This is a genomic window from Pseudonocardia acidicola, assembly GCF_012911935.1.
Lineage (GTDB): Bacteria > Actinomycetota > Actinomycetes > Mycobacteriales > Pseudonocardiaceae > Pseudonocardia > Pseudonocardia acidicola.
In genome coordinates this window covers 47,064-66,060 of sequence record NZ_JAAXLA010000014.1, presented here as the reverse complement: position 1 = coordinate 66,060, position 18,997 = coordinate 47,064, and the positions used below count along the sequence as shown (strand labels likewise).

At 73.8% G+C, this 18,997-nt stretch carries 21 protein-coding genes and 2 pseudogenes; 11 read left to right on the top strand and 12 right to left on the bottom strand.

Going from position 1 to position 18,997, the window contains the following annotated elements; all coding sequences use genetic code 11:
* Positions 1 to 30: 30 nt before the first annotated feature.
* From HF526_RS10200 to HF526_RS10175, 6 genes are all read right to left on the bottom strand, one after another.
* Positions 31 to 432, bottom strand: coding sequence for a DUF6153 family protein (locus HF526_RS10200; RefSeq protein ID WP_169381122.1), 402 nt, complete (start codon positions 430 to 432; stop codon positions 31 to 33).
* A gap of 105 nt (positions 433 to 537) precedes the next feature.
* Positions 538 to 1,299, bottom strand: coding sequence for a 3-oxoacyl-ACP reductase FabG (gene fabG, locus HF526_RS10195; protein WP_169381121.1), 762 nt, complete (start codon positions 1,297 to 1,299; stop codon positions 538 to 540).
* A gap of 114 nt (positions 1,300 to 1,413) precedes the next feature.
* Positions 1,414 to 1,989, bottom strand: a complete 576-nt coding sequence (locus tag HF526_RS10190; protein ID WP_169381120.1) for a cyclodeaminase/cyclohydrolase family protein — start codon at positions 1,987 to 1,989, stop codon at positions 1,414 to 1,416.
* 67 nt (positions 1,990 to 2,056) lie between these two features.
* Positions 2,057 to 3,232 carry a uroporphyrinogen decarboxylase/cobalamine-independent methonine synthase family protein gene (locus HF526_RS10185; protein ID WP_169381119.1) on the bottom strand — a complete coding sequence of 392 codons (1,176 nt, stop codon included), beginning with the start codon at positions 3,230 to 3,232 and terminating at the stop codon, positions 2,057 to 2,059.
* A gap of 161 nt (positions 3,233 to 3,393) precedes the next feature.
* Positions 3,394 to 5,190: a bifunctional homocysteine S-methyltransferase/methylenetetrahydrofolate reductase gene (locus HF526_RS10180; RefSeq protein ID WP_169381118.1), complete on the bottom strand. Its 1,797-nt coding sequence runs from the start codon at positions 5,188 to 5,190 to the stop codon at positions 3,394 to 3,396.
* Complete coding sequence (locus HF526_RS10175) at positions 5,187 to 6,542, bottom strand: PucR family transcriptional regulator (protein ID WP_169381117.1); 1,356 nt, start codon at positions 6,540 to 6,542, stop codon at positions 5,187 to 5,189. Before HF526_RS10175 ends, HF526_RS10180 begins: the two co-directional genes overlap by 4 nt.
* 187 nt (positions 6,543 to 6,729) lie before the next feature.
* Here HF526_RS10175 and HF526_RS10170 point away from each other — a divergent pair, with 187 nt between their 5' ends.
* The 3 genes from HF526_RS10170 (at position 6,730) to HF526_RS10160 (ending at position 9,775) form a co-directional block, all read left to right on the top strand.
* Positions 6,730 to 6,993, top strand: a complete 264-nt coding sequence (locus HF526_RS10170) for a hypothetical protein (RefSeq protein WP_169381116.1) — start codon at positions 6,730 to 6,732, stop codon at positions 6,991 to 6,993.
* 158 nt (positions 6,994 to 7,151) lie between these two features.
* Positions 7,152 to 8,657 carry a class I SAM-dependent methyltransferase gene (locus HF526_RS10165; protein ID WP_169381115.1) on the top strand — a complete coding sequence of 502 codons (1,506 nt, stop codon included), beginning with the start codon at positions 7,152 to 7,154 and terminating at the stop codon, positions 8,655 to 8,657.
* A 2-nt stretch (positions 8,658 to 8,659) separates the two neighbouring features.
* On the top strand, positions 8,660 to 9,775 hold the full coding sequence (locus HF526_RS10160) for a uroporphyrinogen decarboxylase/cobalamine-independent methonine synthase family protein (protein ID WP_169381114.1): 1,116 nt from the start codon (positions 8,660 to 8,662) through the stop codon (positions 9,773 to 9,775).
* On the opposite strand, the pseudogene HF526_RS34545 reads toward HF526_RS10160, so the two are convergent.
* A pseudogene (locus HF526_RS34545) lies at positions 9,744 to 10,175 on the bottom strand (hypothetical protein); the annotation flags it as partial. The gene HF526_RS10160 and the pseudogene HF526_RS34545 sit on opposite strands and share 32 nt — an antisense overlap.
* Positions 10,176 to 10,437: 262 nt before the next feature.
* Between HF526_RS34545 and HF526_RS10150 the strand changes: the two are divergent.
* Positions 10,438 to 10,797: a VOC family protein gene (locus HF526_RS10150; RefSeq protein WP_169381113.1), complete on the top strand. Its 360-nt coding sequence runs from the start codon at positions 10,438 to 10,440 to the stop codon at positions 10,795 to 10,797.
* A gap of 155 nt (positions 10,798 to 10,952) precedes the next feature.
* On the opposite strand, the gene HF526_RS10145 is transcribed toward HF526_RS10150, so the two are convergent.
* The 3 genes from HF526_RS10145 to HF526_RS10135 form a co-directional block, all read right to left on the bottom strand.
* Entirely contained in the window at positions 10,953 to 11,309 is a 357-nt protein-coding gene (locus tag HF526_RS10145; RefSeq protein ID WP_169381165.1) for a TraR/DksA family transcriptional regulator, read from the bottom strand.
* Between the two features lie 114 nt (positions 11,310 to 11,423).
* Entirely contained in the window at positions 11,424 to 11,735 is a 312-nt protein-coding gene (locus HF526_RS36275) for a LysR family transcriptional regulator (RefSeq protein WP_169381112.1), read from the bottom strand.
* A gap of 3 nt (positions 11,736 to 11,738) precedes the next feature.
* The gene (locus HF526_RS10135; RefSeq protein ID WP_169381111.1) at positions 11,739 to 13,322 is read right to left on the bottom strand and encodes a Na+/H+ antiporter; all 1,584 of its coding nucleotides are present in this window, start codon (positions 13,320 to 13,322) and stop codon (positions 11,739 to 11,741) included.
* Between the two features lie 107 nt (positions 13,323 to 13,429).
* Here HF526_RS10135 and HF526_RS10130 point away from each other — a divergent pair.
* Positions 13,430 to 13,663 (top strand): annotated as a pseudogene (locus HF526_RS10130) (YbhB/YbcL family Raf kinase inhibitor-like protein); the annotation flags it as partial.
* A gap of 34 nt (positions 13,664 to 13,697) precedes the next feature.
* Here the strand turns inward: HF526_RS10130 and HF526_RS10125 are convergent.
* Together HF526_RS10125 and HF526_RS10120 are read right to left on the bottom strand one after the other, a co-directional pair.
* Positions 13,698 to 13,994 (bottom strand): hypothetical protein, encoded by a 297-nt coding sequence (locus HF526_RS10125; RefSeq protein WP_211177017.1) that lies wholly within the window; start codon positions 13,992 to 13,994, stop codon positions 13,698 to 13,700.
* A 38-nt stretch (positions 13,995 to 14,032) separates the two neighbouring features.
* Entirely contained in the window at positions 14,033 to 14,788 is a 756-nt protein-coding gene (locus HF526_RS10120; RefSeq protein ID WP_169381110.1) for a DUF1990 family protein, read from the bottom strand.
* Between the two features lie 6 nt (positions 14,789 to 14,794).
* Here HF526_RS10120 and HF526_RS10115 point away from each other — a divergent pair, with 6 nt between their 5' ends.
* From HF526_RS10115 to HF526_RS10090, 6 genes are all read left to right on the top strand, one after another.
* A complete protein-coding gene (locus tag HF526_RS10115; protein WP_169381109.1) occupies positions 14,795 to 15,058 on the top strand; it encodes a hypothetical protein in 264 nt (87 codons plus the stop codon).
* Positions 15,055 to 15,783, top strand: a complete 729-nt coding sequence (locus HF526_RS10110) for a DUF1990 family protein (RefSeq protein ID WP_169381164.1) — start codon at positions 15,055 to 15,057, stop codon at positions 15,781 to 15,783. The genes HF526_RS10115 and HF526_RS10110 overlap by 4 nt, the downstream gene beginning before the upstream one ends.
* 47 nt (positions 15,784 to 15,830) lie before the next feature.
* Positions 15,831 to 16,412 carry a hemerythrin domain-containing protein gene (locus HF526_RS10105; protein ID WP_169381108.1) on the top strand — a complete coding sequence of 194 codons (582 nt, stop codon included), beginning with the start codon at positions 15,831 to 15,833 and terminating at the stop codon, positions 16,410 to 16,412.
* Positions 16,409 to 17,248 carry a family 1 encapsulin nanocompartment shell protein gene (locus HF526_RS10100; protein ID WP_169381107.1) on the top strand — a complete coding sequence of 280 codons (840 nt, stop codon included), beginning with the start codon at positions 16,409 to 16,411 and terminating at the stop codon, positions 17,246 to 17,248. The genes HF526_RS10105 and HF526_RS10100 overlap by 4 nt, the downstream gene beginning before the upstream one ends.
* 60 nt (positions 17,249 to 17,308) lie before the next feature.
* Positions 17,309 to 17,572 carry a hypothetical protein gene (locus HF526_RS10095; RefSeq protein ID WP_169381106.1) on the top strand — a complete coding sequence of 88 codons (264 nt, stop codon included), beginning with the start codon at positions 17,309 to 17,311 and terminating at the stop codon, positions 17,570 to 17,572.
* 146 nt (positions 17,573 to 17,718) lie between these two features.
* Positions 17,719 to 18,978: a serine hydrolase domain-containing protein gene (locus HF526_RS10090; RefSeq protein ID WP_169381105.1), complete on the top strand. Its 1,260-nt coding sequence runs from the start codon at positions 17,719 to 17,721 to the stop codon at positions 18,976 to 18,978.
* The last annotated feature ends 19 nt before the right edge of the window (positions 18,979 to 18,997 follow it).

The following is an 18,997-nucleotide window of genomic DNA, read 5'->3' as shown; positions in this document are numbered from 1 at the left end:
GAATGTGGAGAACCGGATGACCGGATCTCCTCAGTTCCGCAGCACGCAGAGTTGGGCGAGCCGTCGTGGGACCGGCGGCGGCGGGCCACGCGGCCGGATCCGGACCTGCGTCCGGTTCCGCAGCGCCGGCACGGGGTGGCGGACCAGGCCGAGCAGCGCGGCCGCGGCCGCCAGCAGCCCGAGCGCGGTGAGCACGGCCAGGCACAGGTGCAGCAGGCCGCCGTGGTCACCGTCGCCGCTGTGGTCGCGGTGCAGCGCGGATGTCTCGGGGTGCGCAACGGTCGCCACCCCCGGCGAGGCGGGGGCCGGCAGGGCGGTGGCCGCCCGGTCGTGCATCCCGGCCACGGGCAGCTGATGCATGCCGACCAGCCCGGCCAGCAGCGCCAGCACGATCGCGGCACGCATCGGCCACGACCGCTCCCCGAAGATCATCAGCACCGACCATACCCGCCCCGCGGCGGGGACGCGCGCACCTGCCCGCCGCGCCGATACCGCGGCGCGGATACGCGACGGGCAGATGGCCGGCCCCGCGGCAGGTCAGGCCTTCGGGCCGCCCGCGACGTAGATGACCTGCCCGGACACGAACCCGGCGCCCTCGCTCACCAGGAACGACACGGTGTGCGCGATGTCCTCGGGCTGACCGGCGCGGGCCACCGGGATCTGCGCGGCGCGCGCGGCGACATAGGTCTCCCAGTCCTCGCCGATCCGCTCCGCGGTCGCCTTCGTCATGTCACTGACGATGAACCCCGGCGCGATGCAGTTGGCCGTGATCCCGAACTTGCCCAGCTCGATGGCGAGGGTCTTGGTGAAGCCCTGCAGGCCGGCCTTGGCCGCGGAGTAGTTGGCCTGCCCGCGGTTGCCCAGCGCCGAGGTGGAGGACAGGTTGACGATCCGGCCCCACTTCGCGGCCACCATGTGCTGCTGCACGGCCCGGCTCATCAGGAACGATCCGCGCAGGTGCACGCTCATCACGGTGTCCCAGTCGGTCTCGGTCATCTTGAACAGCAGGTTGTCCCGGGTGACCCCGGCGTTGTTGATCAGCACGGTGGGCGCCCCGAGCTCCGCGGCGACCCGGTCGACCGCGGCCTCGACCTGCGCGGCGTCGGAGACGTCCGCGCCGACCGCCAGCGCCCGGCCGCCCGCCGCCTCGATCGCCTCGACGGCGCCCTTGGCGGCCGCCTCCTCCAGGTCGATCACCGCGACCGCGAACCCGTCGCGGGCCAGCCGCTCCGCAGTGGCGGCACCGATGCCGCGGGCGGCCCCGGTGACGATCGCGACGCGGGACGGGGACTCACTCATGCTCTGCTCTCCTTCGGTTGCTCCGACCTGTGCCACGTTGCACCGACCGCGGCCCGGCCCCGATCGTCGCACCTGCGGGTCCGGTCACGTCGACGTGGGACGGATCTCACCCGGTCACGCAGACACCAGCCCGTCGGCGCAACGCCGGGCGGCGGCGGCCAGGCCGAGGGCGCAGCCGGCCCGGACGTCCTCGGGGTCACCGGCCAGGTTCTCGGCCACGAGCAGGGCGGCGGCGTTCGCCGCGGCGGCTGCCAGCAGCGCTGCGGCCACCGCGTTCCCGCGCCGCCGCGGCTCGCCCCCGGAGGCGAGCGCGGCGGCGAGCAGAGTGACCTGCTCGGCGACACGCACCACCTCCAGCGGCACGTCGACGGTGTCGTCGAACGCCTCGCGCAGCCGGGAGGGCCACATCCACGGGTCGTCCTCGCGCGGCGTGTGCGTGGCCAGCCAGTACGCGCGGTGGGCGGCGACGTCGGCGTCGGCCAGCGCCGTGGCTGCCGCCCGCAGCTCATCGGCGCGGGCGGCGGACACCTGCTGGTGGTCGTCGATCCGCGCGGCCATGCCGGTCAACCCCGCGGCCAGCGCCGCGGCGAACGCGGCCACGGCCCCGCCGCCGGGTGCCGGGGTGCGTGCGGCGACCTCCTCCAGCAGCCGGTTCACGGTCAGGCCCGACAGGCTCTGCTCGGCGTCCATCGATGCCTCCACGACGAACGAGCGCCGCCGGATCCTCGAGGGGAACCGGCGGCGCGAGGGTGTGGGATCAGGCCGAGATGTCGAGCTTCTCCGCCGCCATCCGGGTGCCCTCCACCCGGTTCGTGATCTTCTGGAAGGCGATGTCCCGAGCGTAGTCCGGCGAGCCGTGCAGCGGCTTCTCGTCGATGCTGAACGGGGAGAACCCGCAGTCGTCGGTGCTGCCCAGTTGCTCCTTGGGGATGAAGTTCGCCGCCCGGATCAGCGCCTCGGCCACCTCCTGCGGGCTCTCCACCCGCGGATTCTGCGGATTGATCACCCCGATGTAGGCGAACTGCGTCACCCCGTTCGCGTCCGAGCGCAGGTGCCGGCCGATCGACTCGTACACCGGGTCCTTGTCCCGCTCGCTGGCCATCTGCATCAGGAAGTAGCCGGCGTTGAGCCCGAACATGCTGGGCAGCAGGTCGTTGTAGGGCACGTCCGCGGAGTGCACCGAGTCGCGGTCGCCGCCCGGGCAGGTGTGGATCCCGATGTTGCGCCGCTCCTCGGCGGAGAACCGGTCGAGCAACCGGTTGTTGAGCTCGATGAAGTGCGGCAGCATCCCGGCCCCGGTCCACGGGTTGCGCGGGTCGTTGCGGGTGGCCAGCCGGCCCTCGGTGAAGTCGATCGAGACCCGCGCGGCGCCCACCTCGAAGGCCTTGCGGATGTCCTGCTCGGCCTCGTTGATCAGGTCCTCCTCGAACTGCTCGCGCGGGTACCCGGGTACCTGCTCGTGCAGCGGGTAGAGCAGGTCCAGCATCGACGGCGCGATCACCGCCTGCTTCATCGGCCTGTGCGCGATCTGCAACGACCTGCGCAGCGAGTCCGCCGCCCAGTTCTTGTACCGGAACGGGCCGCCGGTCAGCCGCGGCAGCTGGCGGTGGTGGCCGTCGGAGAAGATCGCGAAGTACTGCCCGGCGGGGGCCAGGTGGTCACCCAACCCGGTCCCGGCGAGGGTGTCGGTGAGCGGGTAGGTAGCGAAGCTCGACGACCGCTGCTCGCCGTCGGAGACGATCGGCTCGCCGGTCGCCTCCCCGCGTTCGATCGAGTCCCGCACCGCCGCGTCCTGCTCGGCCTCGAGCTCCTCGCGGCCGATCTGTCCGGCGTCGTAGCGCGCGTACGCCGCCTGCAGGGTCGACGGCCGGGGCAGCGAACCCACCGGCTCGGTCGGGATCCCGGTGCTCGTCCGCGGGTCGTATCCGCTCATGGCGGGGTTCTCCTCGGTCCGGTGGGGGTGGCGCGCACATCGCGGTGGCCACGGGCCGAAGTCACTGCCGAGGGTCACGAGGTCACGACACATGCGCGTCCCGCTACGCGGCGCGAAAGTACTCGCGTGACACGGATCACGTCAATCGTCGCAACCGCCGGTCAGCGGGCGGCGGCGAGCAGCCGGCCGGCCACCTCGGGACCGTCCGGCAGGGCCAGCAGCACCCCGTCGACCAGGTCCCGAACCCCCGTGACCAGTTCGACCGCCAGCTCGATCGCCGCGGCCGGCGCCGCGTCGCCGGCCCGCTGCAGCACCGACAGCGTCTCCGGCGGAACGGTCACGTCGGGCACCTCGTGGCGCAGGTACTCCGCCTCCGCGAAGCCGCCCAGCGGACGGATCGAGGCCAGCACCGGCACCCGCGGTGCGCCGAGCGCCGCGCGCAGCCGGCGCAGCCGTTCCAGCTCGTAGACCGGGCGGGTGATCAGGAAGTGCGCGCCTGCGTCGATCTTGCGCAGGGCTCGGCGGGCCTCCGCGGGCAGGTCCCGGGCGCCGGGGTTGATCCGCGCACCGATCTCGAACGACGTCGTGCCGGCCAGCCGCAGGCCGTTGCAGTCCAGGCCCGCGTTGAGCCCGGCGAGCAGCTCGACCAGGCCGACCGAGTCGACGTCCCACACCCCGTCGACGTGCGGATAGTCCCCGAGCAGCGGTGGGTTGCCGGTCTCGCACACGATCCGGCGCACCCCGAGCGCGTGCGCGCCGAGCAGGTCGGCCTGCAGCGCCATGATCGTCTTGTCCCAGGTGGTGACGCTGGCGAACGCCGCCACCGCGAGCTGGTGCTGCAGGTGCACCGCGAGGTTGACCGGGTCGAGCCGGGCCCGCGGGCCGTCCCCGGCCGCGACGTACACCGTGTCCACACCGAGCTCGCGCAGCGCCCGGGCCCGGTCGACCGCTTCCGCCACCCGCCCGGCCGGTGGCGGCTCGATCTCGGCGGCGACGACGAAGCTCTCGCGCGGCGTCCACCCGGTGACCGCCGGCGGGTGCTGCGGCCGCGCCTCCTCGATCGCCTCCGGTGCCGGCCCGGGCATCGCCCGCACGGCCGTGACGACCGCCTCGAGATGCGCAGGGGTGGTGCCGCAGCATCCGCCCACGATCGTCGCCCCCGCCTCGACCAGGCGCTCGGCGTAGCGCGCGACGTACTCGGGGTCGATCTCGTACTCGAACCGCAGGGCGGTGGTGCGCCGCGGCAACCCGGCGTTGGGCTGGGCCGCGATCGGCAGCCCGGTGTGCGCACGCAGTTCCCCGACGATCGCGAGCAGCCGCTGCGGGCCCAGGGTGCAGTTCGTACCGAGCACCGCGACGGGGAGCTCGCCCAGCGCCGCGCACACCTCGGCCGGGGTGTGCCCGCTGAGCGTGTGCCCGTCGGCGGCGAAGGTGGCCTGCGCGATCACCGGTACCGCCCCGTTCTCGGTCGCCACCGTCGCCGCCTCGACCAGCTCGTCGAGGAAGCCGAAGGTCTCCAGCACGATCAGGTCCACCCCGGCGTCGACGAGGCTGGCGATCTGTTCCCGCAGCGCCTGCGCCCGATCCGCCGGTGGGACCCGGCGGCGCTGCTGGATGGTCACCGCGGGCGACACCGAGCCGCCGACGAACACCGGCCGCCCGGCGGCCCGCGCCGCCTCCAGGGCCACTCGAACCCCGGCGGTGTTGATCTCCTGGGTCAGCTCGCCCAGCCCGCTCGTGTCGAGCCGGAGCCGGTTGGCGCCGAACGTGTTGGTCTGGATGATGTCGACGCCGGCCTGCAGGTAGCTGTCGTGCACCCAGCGCACCAGCGTGGCGTTGGACAGGTTCAGTTCGGGCAACGCGCGGTCCAGCGGATTGCCGGCGGCGTGCAGCACGGTGCCCATCGCACCGTCGGCGACCAGGACCCGGGTACCCAGCGCGGCCGCGAAATCGGTCATCCCCGCTCCCCCAGTGCCGTGACGATCTCACACGCGACCTGCGCCATCAGCCGATCCCGGTAGCTGTCCAGGCGCAGCCCGGCGATCTCCTCCACCCGCCGGATCCGGTAGCTGACGGTGTTCGGGTGCACGTGCAGCTCCCGCGCGGTGCGCTGCGGGCTGCCGTTGCAGCGGAACCAGGCGGTCAGCGTGCTGAGCAGGTCGGCGCGGTGCTCGCGGTCCGCGACGAGCTCGCCGAGCACGTCGGTGGCGAACGCGCGCAGCTCGCCGAGATCGGGCACCTGCAGCAGCAGCCGGTGGATGCCGAGGTCGTCGAACGCCACGACCCGGCCGGACCGGCCCATCCGGGCCGACGCGTCGATGGCACGGCGGGCCTCGGCGTAGGACCGGGCGATGTCCGCCGGGCCGCGGCAGCGGCCGCCGACGCCGACCACGACCGCGGAGTCGGGGTGGCGCTGCGCGATCACGTCGAGGCAGTGCTCCCCGAGCGCGCGCGGATCGATGTCGCCGGCCGGGACGACCGCCACCACCTCGTGTTCGCGCCCGGCGACCACGGCGGTGGGCGCGCGACGACTCAGGGCGTGTTCGGCGAGGTCGAGCACCCGGCCACGGGGGCCCGCGACGCCGGCCGGGGCCGCGGTGGCGACACCGACCGCGAGGACGTGGTGGTCGACGCCGCGGGCGAGCCCGAGGTGCCCTGCCCAGCGTTCGGCCTCGCCGTCGTCGCGGTCCCGGGCGAGCAGCAGCGCCTCGATCAGGTCGCGACGGGCCCGGCCCGCGGCGGCGGCCACGACCCGGTCGCGCCCGATGATGATGCCGCAGATGGTGGCGGCGTGTTCGGTGAGCAGCAGGCTGAGGTCGTCGTCGAGCTCGTCGCCGGGCCGCTCGTCGTGGCCGCTGAGGGTGACCAGGTGGGCGGGCACGTCGTCGCCGACCAGGATCGGCGCGACCACGATCACCCCGGCGATCACCCCGGCTCCGGCGTCGAGGCCGCGCAGTGTCACCGGCCGCCGGTTGCGCGCCGACGCGGCCAGCACCTGCGCCAGCCGGGTCGCCCCCACGCCGTCGCGCAGCCGGTCGCCGACGTCGTCGGGGACCGCGGCCAGCACGTCGAGGGTGGAGGTGAGAACGGTGGCACCGGCGCCGGTGCGAGCCGCCACCAGCCGCAGCACGCCGCCGACCTCGGTGTCCTGCGAGGCCAGCCCGGACAGGTGGCTGTACACCGCGACGAGTTCGCGCAGCAGCACGTTCTCCCGGCGGTCCCGGCCGTGCGCCGCCGGGGCCGGGGCCGGGACGGAGGTCGGGGCGGTCGCCGGCCGTTGTGCCGGTGACGCCGGCTCCGGTCGCCCCATGGCGGGAGCCTAGAAGCGGTCGCGGGCGGCGGCAACGAAGGGTGGGCTCGGGTCCTCGCAGCGCTTGTGACCGGACCATGAACAGCGGCCCCGAACATTTGTGTCCGATGACATGGGAGCCCGGATCAGCCGGCGGTAGCGTTCCGCGGGATTGGTCATGGCGACGGAGCTATCCCGAGGAGCGGGCGTGGAGACGGTATCCCGGGAGCCCGGCCGCACCGACGCGACGAGCGTGGTCGCGCCGCTGCTGCGCGAGCTCGAGCGCATCTGTGGCGTCGCGGACACCGAGCGGGCACGCGCCGACCAGGCCACCATCGCCGGGCTTCGCGGTGAGGTGGCCGCGCTACGGGAGGCCGTCGCGCATCTGCGTGCGACCACCGCCCCGCTGCCCGGTCATCTCCGGCCGGTGGTCGCCCGCGCGATGATCGCGGTGGAGCACGGACCGCAGTAGCGGCCCGGGTTTGTACCCGGACACAAAATACCCCACCCGGTCTCGGTGGACGATCGCTGATGCCGCACATGGGTTCGTGCCATCGGGATGGCTTTGCGGCACTGGACGCCGGCGAAGCCACCCCGATGCAATGAGGTTGCGGCCGGGGAGGGGAGGCGTTGTTGCTGGTTGAGGTGCGTCCGACCGCGAAGCTGCGCGGGGAGAACTCGCTCGACGTGACCGCGGCGCTCGACCCGGTGCTGCGCGCCGCCGTCGGCTGCGCCGAGACCGACGCCGACCTGTCCCGGCTGCGGCTGGTCTGCGACTGGATCCAGTACCGCAACAACTTCCGCGAACCCGTCGAGGTGCGCCCGGTGATCAGCGCGGTGCCCGACCACGCGCGCAACGGCGGCAGCGCCACCCCGGTGGAGCTCGCGCTCGACCTGCGGCGGCTCGACGGCGGGGCCGGCGCGGCCACCGAGGCCGCGCTGCGCGCCCACCGGGCCGATGGACCGGGCACGGCAGACGACCCCGGCCGGGTCACGCTCGAGGAGTGGGGACCGACCAGCCGCAGCCGGATCTGGGCGTTCAACCAGCTGTACTGGCAGCACCTGCAGGACTGGGAGCAGGCGACCGGAAAGACCTACGAGTCGGCGCTGCCCGGTGGCCGCAGCGACGCCCGCAACACCGAGGCCGTCCGGGAGACGATCGGCGAGCTGTTCGCGGTGTGGGACGCCCTCGCCGAGCGGCGCGCGCTGCCCGCCGAGCTCTACGTCGTCGAACTCGGCGTCGGCAACGGCAACCAGGCCCGCACCTGGCTGGACACCTTCGTCGAGCTCGACCGCGCGCACGGCCGCGAGTACTACCGGCGGCTGCACTACCTGATGTGCGACTACTCCCCGCACGTGCTGGAACTGGCCCGGGCGAACGTGGGCGACCACGGCACGCACGTCAGCTCGCTGGTGCTCGACGCGATGCACCCGATGACGGCGCTGGGGTTCCTGCGGTTCAAGGTCTTCCTCGTCTACATCTCCAACGTCTACGACAACCTGCCGACCGACGAGCTCGCGACGATCGGGCAGCGCGAGCACCTGGTGCAGGCGCGGGCCTACCTGGCGGGGCCGGCCGCGGCGGCGATCGCACGGTCGGTGGCCGTGGCGCCGGACGCGCTGGGCGGGCTGGTGACCAAGCTGCTCCGGCTCGGCCCGGCGCTGCTCGCCGACGCCGCTCCCGCACACTTCAGCGGGGTGGACGCCGCGGTCGGGTTCTGGCGGGCGTGCTGGGACGCGGTGCGGCTGCAGGAGCGCTACGTCCCGCTGCACGGGCTGGACACCTACACGATCGCGCCCGGGATCAGCGGCGAACTGCTGCGCCCGCTGCTCGCCACCGGCGGTGACGTGCGGCTGCACGTGGCCAACGGCGCCGCGGCGAGCTTCGCCGAGACCCTGCCGCTGCTGCACCCCTTCGGCCGGCTGCAGTGCCACGACCTGTTCGTCACCGCGATCGATCAGTACCGGACCGGGTTCCGCGGGCCCGGCAAGTACGACGGCTCGGTCGTCAACTGGGTGAACGGCCCGCTGCTCGCCCACATCGGCACCCGCAAGGGCTTCGACGTCACCTTCGCCCCGTTCGCGCACCGCGCCGGCTCCCACATCACCACCATGACCGTGAACGTGAGGGACTGACGGTGACCGGCACAGTGCACACCCCGGACCCGCACACCCCGGACCCGCACACCCCGGACCCGGCGCCGCGCCGGCTGATCCCGACCACCGTCGTCGGGTCCTGGCCAGTGCCGGACTGGCTGGAGCGGGCCAAGACCGGCGTCTACCACGGCAGCCTGAGCCGCACCCAGCTCGCCGAGATGCACGACATGGCGATCAAGGCGGCGCTCAAGGACCAGGAGGTCGCCGGGATCGACATCCTCTCCGACGGCGAGCTGCGCCGCGACAACGACATCGACTACCTGCTGGCCCGGGTCCCCGGGGTGCGGGTACGCACCCCGATCAAGGTGTTCTACTTCGACTACCTGGACCTGGTGCTGAGCGAACCGATGCCGGAGCCCGACGCCCCGGGCCCGCTCGGGCTGGCCGACGACCTGCGCTTCACCCTGACCTACACCGACCGGCCGACCAGGTTCACCCTCACCGGACCGTTCTCGCTGTCCCGGCGGCTGCACAACGAGGCCTACCCGGACCAGGCCGACCTGGTCCGTGCGCTGGCCCGGGTGCTCAACGCGGAGGCCCGCGCGCTGGCCGACGCCGGCGCGCAGCTGCTGCAGATCGACGAGCCGCTCCTGGCCGGCCACCCCGAGCAGATCGACCTGGCCGTCGAGGCGGTCAACATCGTGACCGAGGACGTGCCGGTGACCTGGGCGCTGCACGTCTGTTACGGCAACCGCTACGCCCGCCCGCTGTGGGAGGGCCACTACGACTTCCTGTTCCCGGCGGTGCTCGACGCGACCGTCGACCAGCTGCTGCTGGAGTTCGCCCGCAAGGGCGACGACGACCTGCAGCTCGTGAAGCGCCACGGGTGGGACCGGGTGCTGGGCGTCGGCGTGCTCGACGTCAAGTCCGAGGCGGTCGAGGACGTCGAGGTCGTGCAGCGGCGGATCGAGCGGGCGCTGGAGGTGGTGCCCGCCGACCGGCTGCTCGTCAGCCCGGACTGCGGACTGCGCCACCTGCCGGCACAGGTGGCCCGGGACAAGCTCAGCGCGATGGTCACCGCCCGCGACCACCTGCTGTGCGCGATAACGGGCGCGCCGGCGCCACTCACCGCGCGCGACCTGACGGCGCAGCGCTGAGCCGGGCCGGCCGACGGGGCCGGGGCCGGCGCACGTCGTTGACCCAGCCGAGCCATTCGAAGATCCAGATCGGCCGGGCGGAGGTGTCCAGTCGGCCCCGCCCCCACCACGACACCGTGAGCAACCCGCCGGGCGCGGCCGGCACCAGCAGGCTGAGCACACTCAGCGGCAGGAACGCACTGTCGACCCGGCGCCGCCCGGGATCGGCGAGCAGGTCCGGGGCGAACCGGCGCACGTCGGTCAGGTCCCGGCTGAGCAGCCGGCCCACGTGGGCATGCAGGAACCCACGGGCCGGCGCGGCCGTCGAGGTGCCGTACAACCACGGCGAGTGCGGGTCGCCCTCCCGGTCGGAGAAGGCGTGATGCCGGCGGCGATCGGCGACCCGGCTGATCACCGGCCCCAGGCCGGCGGGGGCGCGGCGAGCAGCGCGGCCGACGGCACCGCGATGAAGGCGATGACGAGCACGCGGCGCCCGGGGGCAGGGCGATCACTGTCCCCCGCCACGCCGGACCGGGCCGCCCGTCAGTCGTCCCGCCGTCCGGCGGGGCCGACACGACCGCCGGTGTCGCGGACGAGGACACCCCGCACCGGCACGGACGATCTACGGTGGGCGGAGCCGGCCGCCGCCGCGCCCACCCCAGACCGACGATCGGAGACCCCCGATGGCCGACCAGGCACTCCCCGTGAAGATCGGCAACGTCCTGCACCCGGTCGGCGACGTCGGCGCCGCCGTGGCGTTCTACGGCGACGCCCTCGGCCTGGGCCTGAAGTTCGCCGACGGCGACCGCTACGCCGCGCTCGACGCCGGCACCACCACGCTGGCCCTGGCCGGCGCGGAGGAGGACGTCACCGGCGGGGTGCCCGCCGCGTCGTTCAAGGTCGGCGACGTGGCGGCGGCGCTGCGGGCGATCACCGATGCCGGCGGGACGGTCGTCACCGACGCCCAGCAGGGGCCGCACGAGATCCGGGCGGTGGCCAGGGACCCGTGGGGCAACACGTTCGTCGTCTACGGGCCGCGCTGACCCAGGCCGTTCGCGAGGACCGCTGACGGGGTCGCGCTGCACTGGGAGGAGACCGGCAGTGGCGAGCCGCTGCTGCTGATCCACGAGTTCGGCGGGACCACCGGTCGTGGCGCCCGCAGGTCGCGGATCGGCGCCGTGTGGGCAGCGCCGCGTGCTCAGCGCCGCCGGCGCGACGACGCGCAGGTGATGCACGTCGCCGCCGCGGGCAGCGCGTCCAGCCGGAGCTCGGCGATCTCACCCCCGCACTGCTCGCAGCGCCCGTAGGTGCCCGCCCGCAGCCGTTCCTCGGCCCGGTCGAGCGCGTCCAGTTCGTGCCGGACGCCGTCGAGCAGGCCCTGCACCGAGGCCCGTTCGAAGGCGATCGTCGCGCCCTCCGGGTCGTGCTCGTCGTCGTGGGTGGTGAAGGTCGACGCCTCCGCGATGGCGTCGAACTGCCGGGTCAGCGACTCCCGCCGACGCAGCACGTCGGCGCGCGCGGCCGCCAGGTGCTCGTGCGCGGTCAGGTCGTCCATGCGGACCACAACGAGGCTGCGCACAACGGTGTTCCCGCAGGTCAGGCACCGGTGCCGGGCAACCCGCCGGCGACGTGCGGAAGAAGGCCGCGCAGACCGGCTGGCCGTTGCGGCTCATGACGTCGTCGTCGCGGGGTGGACGCGGTGGTGTCGATCACCGGGCCCATTGCGGTGTCCGGGTCTGGCGCTCGGGGCGGCCGGGCCGTGTGGAGCCGAGGTGGTCGCGCAGCGTGGTGGGTGCGGGGTGCGGGTCGTCGCTGCGCCAGATCGGTGGGTGCGGGTGAACAGCCGCACACCGAGGGCCTTCCCCAGCGCCGCGACGCGCTCGGAGACGGCCTGACGGATGATCGCCAGGTCGGCGGCGGCTTCCTGGAACCGGCCCGCGTCCGCGACGGCGACGCCGGTGCGCACGGCCTCGAGGTCCACGATCTAGTCCAGCAGCACCGTGCGCAGGTCCAGCCGGCGCAGCACCCGGTCCGCGGCCGCCGGGTCGATGCCGGGCTCGCGCCGCGCCCGCAGCACCTCCTGCCGGGCGGCGCCGAGCGCATCGGCCTGGATCGCCGAGAACATCGCCCGGCCCTCCCGCAGGGTCCGCAGCCGCTCGCGCTCCTCGGTGGTGATCGGCTCACCGCACAGCACGGCCTGCAGTCGGCCGATCCGCTCGCGCATCGGCGCACCGAGCTCGTCGGGTAGCGCGCCGAGCTGCTGCTGCTCGACCATCCGGGCCAGCGCGGCCTGCTGGGCGCGGCGAGCGACCACCGCTTCGGCGGCCTGCTCGGCGTCGGCCTCCTCGGCGACCCCGAGCGCGCGCACCAGCACCGGCAGCGTGAACGCCGGCACGAGCAGGGTCACCACCAGCACCGCGCACGCGATGACGATCAGCTCCGACCGGGCCGGGAACGGGCTGCCGTCCGCAGTCGTCGGGGGCAGCGACAAGGCCAGCGCGAGCGTCGCCAGCCCGCGCATCCCGCACCAGGTCAGCACCACGGTCTCGCGACCGGTGCGCGGGGCGGCCGACGGGTCCGGCGAGTGCTGGACCAGCCGCCACGCGCCGGCCATCCAGACGGCCCGGGTCCCCACCACGACCATGCAGATGACCACCGCGTGGCCGAGCATCCGCCACAGGCCGGCACCCGCCGCGTCGATCACCTGCCGCAGGTCGAGCCCGATCAGCCCGAACGCCACCCCGGTCACCAGCAGCTCCACCACGTCCCAGAAGGACCGCTGGGTGAGCCGTTCGGCCGCCTCATCGGCCTCGCTGTAGCCGCGCAGCTGCAGCGCGGCGACCACCACGGCAACGACCCCGGAGGCGCCGAGCCGGTCGGCCGCGAGATAGACCGCGAACGGCAGGATCAGGGTGAGCGCGGTACGCCCGGCGGTGTCGGTGATCCGGGACATCACGAACCGCGCCAGCCAGGCCGCCGCGACGCCCAGCGCGATCGCCACGACCACGCCGAGCACGAACCGCACCGCCAGCAACGGCACGCTCAGCGTCTGGCCCTGCATCGTGGTCAGCACCGCGACCTGGAAGACGACCAGCGCCGTCGCGTCGTTGAACAGCCCCTCGCTCTGCAGTACCGCCAGCAGCCGCCGTGGGATGCGCACCCGCGCCGCCACCGCCTCCACCGCCACCGGGTCCGGCGGCGCCACCATGGCACCCAGCGCGATCGCCGCGGTCACGGTGATCCCCGGGACCAGCGCCAGCGCGGTGCCGGCGACGACCGCGATCGTCACGCCGACCAGCGCCACCGCGAACAGCGCGATGCTGCGCCAGCGGGCCCGGAACAGGGCCCACGATGTCCGCTGCGCCGCGGCGAACAACAGCGGGGGCAGGAACAGCGGCAGGATCAGGTCCGGTTCGAGCTCGAAGCGATCGGGCAGTCCGGGCACGAACGCCATCACCACCCCGAGCACCACCATCAGCGCGGGCCACGGCAACTGCAGCCGGTCTCCGGCTCCGACCAGCAGCACGGCGGCCAGCATCAACCCGATGATGAGCAGCAGGCTGTCCACCCCGGTCAGCCTGTCAGACCCGGCCCGCGCTCCGGGGCATCGTTCGGCACCGGAACCCGTACGGGACCAGCGTGGCTCGCCCACCGCGCGACCGAGAGGAGCATCTCGTGAGCCGCAACCCCTACGACGAGCTGCCCGCCGCGCCGTCGTTCACCGTCACCAGCACCGACGTCGCGGACGGTCGGACGCTGCCGCCGCCGCAGCTGTCCGGCATCTTCGGCGTCCCCGGGGGCCAGGACCGGTCGCCGCAGCCGTCCTGGAGCGGTTTTCCCGAGGGCACCCGGTCGTTCGTGGTGACCTGCTACGACCCGGACGCCCCGACCGCGTCCGGCTTCTGGCACGCCGGTCAACGCGCCGCCGCGAGGGCGAGGGCGTTCAGCGCGCCCCACCCCCGGCGATCCCCACCGCCGTGAGCGCGGCCGACCGGTCGGGCAGCGCGAACCCGAAGGTCAGCGCGGTCTGCAGTGCCCTGCCCTCCGGGGCCAGCGCGATCGCCAGCCCGGACGCCACCTCACGCACGCCGACGGCGCGGACCAGTGTGGCGACCGCACGCGACGGCCCGCCACCCTTCGGGCTCAGGCCCGCCGGCCCCGCGAGCAGCGACGGACGGACCAGCGTGCCGAGGCCGTAGGCGGCGGTGAGCACACCGAGGACGCGAGCGAACCGGGACATGGCGTGGGGGTCCTCCCAGTGCGGAACAACGCGAACGATCACCGATGATCGTCGCCTCCCGGCAGCGGCTCGGCCACTCGACGGGTGTGCACCGTGATGCCGCCACGAGGGCGGCCGCCGGCCAGCCGGGCCGTCCGCAGCAGCACGTGCATCCACATGGTGAGCTGCACCTCCTTGGCCAGCCGCAACCGGTTGTAGAGCACGTGCGAGAGCCGGTCGCCGGGGCGGGCCCAGGACTCGATCTCGAACCGCAGATCGGGGCCGCGATCGGTGTCCGGGCGCACCCGGAACTCGATCTGCCCGGCCTCCAGGTGGCCGCGCAGGGTGGCGAACCGGAAGCCGGTCGGTCCGCTGTCGATCACCCGGACCGGGCCGTCCCACGGGCCGGGCAGCCGGATCAGGAACTCGTCACCCGCGGTGAGCGTGCCGTCGGTGCCGCGGGTCCGGCGGAATACCGCGAATTCCGAGGGTGCGACCCGGTTCGGATCGGCAGCCAGCCGGCCCATCAGCTCCTCCGCGTCGCAGTCCGGCTCGGCGATGCGCACCGTGTACTGCCGGCGCAACAACGGGCCGTAGCCGTCGGCGACCCGCTGTACCCGGTCATCGGTGTGCTCGGCGGGCAGGCCCGGGGGCAGGTCCGCGGTCCCACCCGGTTCCTCGGCCCGGTGGATCGGGGTGGTCCGCCACAGGTAGCGCCAGGACACCAGCGCCACTCCGGCGGGCCAGCGCACCAGCGCGGCCACCCGGCGGTGGCGGCGGGTCCCGGTCGCCGCTTCACGGCGCAGTACCGACATTCGGGCATGAAAACACGACCGACGGGGAACGTGCCCGACGTGACGGTCGGGAAGCTCCTGCACCGCGGCGGCCTCCGCTCGGTGCATCTACAGGCCACGTCGTTGGCGTCGATCGGGTTGTGCATCGGACTCTGGATCCGGGCCAAGACCGTCGACCAGGACGAACGCGGCAACGCCGAGCGCCGCGCCCTGTTCGTCGGGCTGTGGCCGCCGATGTTCTGGCTCATCGGTGAGTCGGTCGGGCGGTACGAACCGGGTGGCCCCCGCTGAGAGCCGCGGAACTCGCCGCCGAGCTCGACGGGCTGCGCCACCGGGGGTTCAACTACGACGAGCGCGACGCTCCCCGCCGTGCCGGCGACCCGGACTGGCATGTCGACTCCGGGCACGCCCGGCTCGGCGAGGAACCGCCCGGGGCGCCCGTCCCCGACGGGCCGTGGGAGGCCGGGTGCCGGCTCGTCCGGACCTACGACTTCACCGACCCCCGGCTGCTGCGCGGCCTGTACCGGCCCGACGACCCGCTGCTCGGCCGCGACATGCTGCTGGAGGGCCGGTTCCTGGCGCTGCGGTTCTACCTCGGGGTGCGCATCACCGACGTCGTGGACGCCGAGCGCGCGGGCCCGGACGGCCCGGAGCGGGTCTGGGGCTGGACCTACCGCACCCTGGACGGGCACCTCGAGCAGGGGCGGCTGAGCTACGAGGTCGTCAAACAGCTCCGCACCGGCGCCGTGACGTTCTGGATCCACGCCTACTCCCGGCGCGCGCCGATCCCGAACCCGGTGTACCGCTTCGGCTTCCGGGTCTTCGGACGGGGCACCCAGCTGCGCTTCTACCACCGGGCCGGGCAGCGGATGCGGGCGCTCGTCGAGGCCCACACGGCCGGCACGGACACCCCGGGCCCGGCCCCGCTCACCGACGGTGTCGTCATCGCGCCCGCGGCAGGCCGCTCCCGGCTGTGGGACCCGCTGGCGCTGCCGGTACGCCACCCGGGACGGTGACCACTTCACCGCGCCGCGCGGGCCCGGAACAAGTACCGTCCCCAGCCGTGCCCGATATCACCCAGCTGATCCTCGACGATCACGAGTGGTTCCGCCGCGAGTTCGCCGCCCTCGACGATCTGCGAGCGGACTCCCCGATGGACGCCGACGCGCTGAAACGGGTCTGGGAGCCCCTCGCCGCCCGCCTGGACGTGCACGCGATCGCGGAGGAGGAGATCTTCTACCCGCAACTGCTGCGCCACGGCGAGGACGCCGAGGACGAGACCCTCGACGCCATCGGCGACCACAACGACATCCGCGACGGCGTGCACGACGCGGCCCGGCACCCGATCGGCAGCCGCCCGTGGTGGGAAGCCGTGGGCCGGGCCCGGGTGGCCAACGACGAACACATGGGCGAGGAGGAGAACGAGGGGCTGGCCGACTTCCGGCTGAACGCGCCCAGCGGGCTGCGCGAGTCGCTCGGCAAGCGGTTCGCCGAGTTCATGGCGCAGCACGAGACCACGCAGGCCCTGGACACCGGGGACAAGGACCCGGAGCGCTACGTGCGCGACATCGAACGTGAGATCAACCCGCCGGACGACCGCACGGCCGACGGGTCATTGGGTATCGGCAACCTGAAGGGGCGATGACCACTGTGACGACCGGGAACGTTTCGGATCACCTGCTGCGCGGGCTCGCGCCGATCCCGACCACCGCGTGGAAGGAGATCGACGACGAGGCCCGCGAGCGGCTCACCCCGCTGCTGGCCGCGCGCCGCCTCGCCGACTGGGTCGGCCCCGGTGGCTGGACGCACTCCTCGGCGAGCCTGGGCCGCACCACCGCGCTCGACGGCCCGCCCCCGGGGGTCTCGGTCGAGGGCGTGGTGACCCGGCAGCGCCGGGTGCTGCCGCTGGCGGAGTTCCGGGTGCCCTTCACGGTGGACCGCCGCGAGATCGACGACGTGCAGCGCGGCGCCGCCGACCCCGAGTTCGACGACCTGGCCCGGGCCGCCCGGCAGGCCGCGGAGATCGAGAACCGTGCGGTGTTCCACGGCTGGCCCGAGGCGGGCATCGAGGGCATCGCGGCCGTGTCGCCCTACCCGTCCGTCGAGCTGGGCACGGACTGCCAGCAGTACCCGGGCATCGTCGCCCGCGCCGTGGACACGCTGCGCCGCAACGGCATCGAAGGCCCGTACGCGCTGGTCATCGCCCCGTCCGGCTACACCCGCATCGTGGAGAGCACCGAACACGGCGGCTACCTGCTGTTCGACCACCTCAAGCGCATCCTCGGCGGGTCGATCGTGTGGGCCCCCGGGGTGGACGGCGCGGTGGTGGTCAGCCAGCGTGGCGGGGACTTCCTGCTCGACGTCGGGCAGGACCTGTCCATCGGCTACAGCCATCACGACGCCGACACCGTGCACCTCTACCTGGAGGAGAGCTTCACCTTCCGGGTCGTCGAACCGGACGCCGCGGTCGCATTGAGTTGATCTCGGGCAGGCGGGCGGCCGCCGTGAGCAGTGCAGATACCGGCGAGTACGGTCAGCGCCATGTCGCGTACACGATCAGGCATGGTGCGCGCCGTGGGCGTGCTCGCATTGCTGCTCGCGGTGGCCGCCTGCGGCACCCCGGCGGACCAGCAGGCGTCCACCTCGCCCGCTCCCAATCCGCAGGCTCCGCCGTCCTTCGCGCCGGCCCCGCCCGAGGCGACGACGTCCGCGACCGTCGCTCCGACCGCGACGACCTCCCCGACCGCGACGACCTCCCCGACCGAGACCCCGACGGCCTCCGCGACACCGACAGCGTCGTTCTGACCGTCGCTGCGGCCGTCGGCGCAACCGGGGCGGCCGTCCGCTGAAGCGGCCCCCGGAGATTGCGACGGTCGGCCGTCGACGGTGGGCGCGGCGTCCGTGACCATGGCCCCCCCGACTCGTGGGGATCATGGGAGCAGGAGCGCCGCATGCGTCGTCGATCGGGCATCCACCGGATACTGCGCGCCCTGGTCCCGGCCGCCGTCCTCGTCGTCCTCGCCGCCGGCTGCGGCACACCGGCCGACCAGGAACCGGCGCCGCCGGGCCCGCCGACGTCGCTACCCGTGGTCCCGCCGACGACTCCGCCGGTGCCGTCCTACGCGGCGACGCTGCGGCCACCGGTGGTGGCCACGATGCGCGAGCTACGGGTCCCCGGCGCGATCGTCTACGTGGACTATCCGGGACTGGGTACCTGGCTGACGGCGCTCGGCACCGGGGACCTGGGCACCCGCGCGCCGATGCAGGTCGGCGACCACATGCGCATCGGCAGCGTCACCAAGACGTTCACCGCGACGGTCGTGCTGCAACTCGTCGACGAGGGGCGGATCGGTGTGGACGATCCGGTCGCGAGGTACGTCGCCGGTGTCCCCAACGGGGACACCATCACCGTGCGGCAGCTTCTGGACCACCGCAGCGGCCTCTACAACTACACCGACGACCTGGCGTTCAACGCCGCCCTCGACGCGAACCCGGGGCGGGTCTGGACCGACGCCGAGGTGCTTGCCATCGCGTACGCGCACCCGCCGGTGTTCCCGCCCGGGACCGCGTTCCAGTACTCGAACACCAACTACGTGCTGCTCGGCCAGATCGTCGAGAAGGTGGGCGGGGCACCGCTGGCCCAGCTGATGCGGCAGCGCATCTTCGCCCCGCTGGGGATGGCCGACACCACCCTCCCGGCGCCGGCGGACAGTTCGATCCCCGCGCCGCACCAGCGCGGCTACCTCTACGGCAACAACGTCGAGGGAGCCCAGGCCTACGCGGCGGCGCAGGCGGGCAACCGGGCCGCAGCACAGGTGGCGGCCGCGCCGGCGGCGCAGCCCACCGACGCGACCGACTGGAACCCCTCTTACAGCTCCGCAGCAGGCGCGGCGATCTCGACCGTCCACGACCTGGAGATCTGGGCGCAGGCACTGGCCGTGGGCGTCCTGCTCGCACCGCAGACGCAGGCCCGGCGGCTGGACTTCGGGGACACGGAGTACGGATACGGCGTCGACCGCTCCTTCGGCCTCTTGATCGGCCACAACGGCGCGATCCCGGGCTTCCAGACCTACATGGGGTACCAGCCGGACCGGCACGTCACGATCATCGTGCTGACCAACCTGATGCTGGCGCCCAACACCTACCTCCCCGATGCGCTGCCCGCCGACCGGATCGCGAAGGTCATCCAGGAGCAGCTGCTGCCGACCTGAGGCGGCACCCGGCCGGACA

Coding starts and splice junctions, on each gene's coding strand:
- HF526_RS10200 (WP_169381122.1), bottom strand. CDS start 432: ATGATCTTCGGGGAGCGGTCGTGGCCGATGCGTGCCGCGATCGTGCTG.
- fabG (WP_169381121.1), bottom strand. CDS start 1,299: ATGAGTGAGTCCCCGTCCCGCGTCGCGATCGTCACCGGGGCCGCCCGC.
- HF526_RS10190 (WP_169381120.1), bottom strand. CDS start 1,989: ATGGACGCCGAGCAGAGCCTGTCGGGCCTGACCGTGAACCGGCTGCTG.
- HF526_RS10185 (WP_169381119.1), bottom strand. CDS start 3,232: ATGAGCGGATACGACCCGCGGACGAGCACCGGGATCCCGACCGAGCCG.
- HF526_RS10180 (WP_169381118.1), bottom strand. CDS start 5,190: ATGACCGATTTCGCGGCCGCGCTGGGTACCCGGGTCCTGGTCGCCGAC.
- HF526_RS10175 (WP_169381117.1), bottom strand. CDS start 6,542: ATGGGGCGACCGGAGCCGGCGTCACCGGCACAACGGCCGGCGACCGCC.
- HF526_RS10150 (WP_169381113.1), top strand. CDS start 10,438: ATGGCCGACCAGGCACTCCCCGTGAAGATCGGCAACGTCCTGCACCCG.
- HF526_RS10145 (WP_169381165.1), bottom strand. CDS start 11,309: ATGGACGACCTGACCGCGCACGAGCACCTGGCGGCCGCGCGCGCCGAC.
- HF526_RS10125 (WP_211177017.1), bottom strand. CDS start 13,994: ATGTCCCGGTTCGCTCGCGTCCTCGGTGTGCTCACCGCCGCCTACGGC.
- HF526_RS10120 (WP_169381110.1), bottom strand. CDS start 14,788: ATGTCGGTACTGCGCCGTGAAGCGGCGACCGGGACCCGCCGCCACCGC.
- HF526_RS10115 (WP_169381109.1), top strand. CDS start 14,795: ATGAAAACACGACCGACGGGGAACGTGCCCGACGTGACGGTCGGGAAG.
- HF526_RS10100 (WP_169381107.1), top strand. CDS start 16,409: ATGACCACTGTGACGACCGGGAACGTTTCGGATCACCTGCTGCGCGGG.
- HF526_RS10095 (WP_169381106.1), top strand. CDS start 17,309: ATGTCGCGTACACGATCAGGCATGGTGCGCGCCGTGGGCGTGCTCGCA.
- HF526_RS10090 (WP_169381105.1), top strand. CDS start 17,719: ATGCGTCGTCGATCGGGCATCCACCGGATACTGCGCGCCCTGGTCCCG.